The sequence below is a fragment of the Streptomyces sp. MA5143a genome, from assembly GCF_900290235.1.
GTDB lineage: Bacteria > Actinomycetota > Actinomycetes > Streptomycetales > Streptomycetaceae > Streptomyces.
Genome location: NZ_OLMK01000168.1, coordinates 1 through 1145 on the forward strand (window position 1 = coordinate 1; position 1145 = coordinate 1145).

Genomic DNA, 1145 nt, shown 5'->3' on the forward strand with positions numbered 1-1145 from the left:
TGTCGATGCCGTCGATCTTGGCTTGGCGGGTGCGGACCATGAAGTCGTGGTTGGCGGGGTCGTAGGAGATGTTGCCGGTGCCGTCCTGTTTCTCGATGCCGCCGATGCGGTGTTCCAGGCCGGGGGTGCCGGGGATGGCCCAGGGGCGGGCGAGGGTGTGGGGGTCGCGTTTGTAGGGCCAGAACGCCTCGGTGCCGTCGTCGAGGGTGTGGTTGGGGCCCTGGGCGAACTGGACGCTCAGGTCGGGCAGCTCGTCGGGTTCGGGGATGCGCCAGGGTTCGGAGCCGTTGGCGAGGTAGCCGTCGGAGAGGAGGAAGACCGGGGTGCGGTAGGTGAGGGCGATGCGGGCGGCCTCGATCGCGGCGTCGAAGCAGTCCGCGGGGGTGCGGGGGGCGACGACGGGGACGGGGGCTTCGCCGTTGCGGCCGTACATGGCCTGGAGCAGGTCGGCCTGTTCGGTCTTGGTGGGCAGGCCGGTGGAGGGGCCGCCGCGCTGGATGTCGATGATCAGCAGCGGCAGTTCCAGCGACACCGCCAGACCGATGGTCTCGGACTTGAGGGCGACGCCGGGGCCGGAGGTGGTGGTGACGGCGAGGGAGCCGCCGAACGCGGCGCCCAGGGCGGCGCCGATCCCGGCGATCTCGTCCTCGGCCTGGAAGGTGCGCACGCCGAAGTTCTTGTGCCGGCTCAGCTCGTGCAGGATGTCCGAGGCCGGGGTGATCGGGTAGGAGCCGAGGTAGAGGGGCAGGTCGGCCTGGCGGGAGGCGGCGATCAGTCCGTAGGACAGGGCCAGGTTCCCGGAGATGTTGCGGTAGAGGCCGGGCGGGAACGCGGTGGCGGCGGGGGCGACCTCGTAGGAGACGGCGAAGTCCTCGGTGGTCTCGCCGAAGTTCCAGCCGGCGCGGAAGGCGGCGATGTTCGCGGCGGCGATGTCGGGTTTCTTGGCGAACTTCGTCTTCAGGAACTTCTCGGTGCCTTCGGTGGGCCGGTGGTACATCCACGACAGCAGTCCGAGCGCGAACATGTTCTTGCTGCGTTCGGCTTCCTTGCGGGTGAGGTTGAAGTCCTTCAGTGCCTCGACGGTGAGGGTGGTCAGGGGCACGGGGTGGAGGTGGTAGGCGTCGAGGGAGCCGTCCTCCAGGGGG

The 1145-nt window shown here is 69.7% G+C and carries 1 protein-coding gene; it reads right to left on the reverse strand.

The window, feature by feature from the left end; translation table 11 throughout:
- Positions 1-1145: 2-oxoacid:acceptor oxidoreductase family protein (locus SMA5143A_RS42355; RefSeq protein ID WP_181362304.1), on the reverse strand; the 1145-nt coding region annotated here is incomplete at both ends.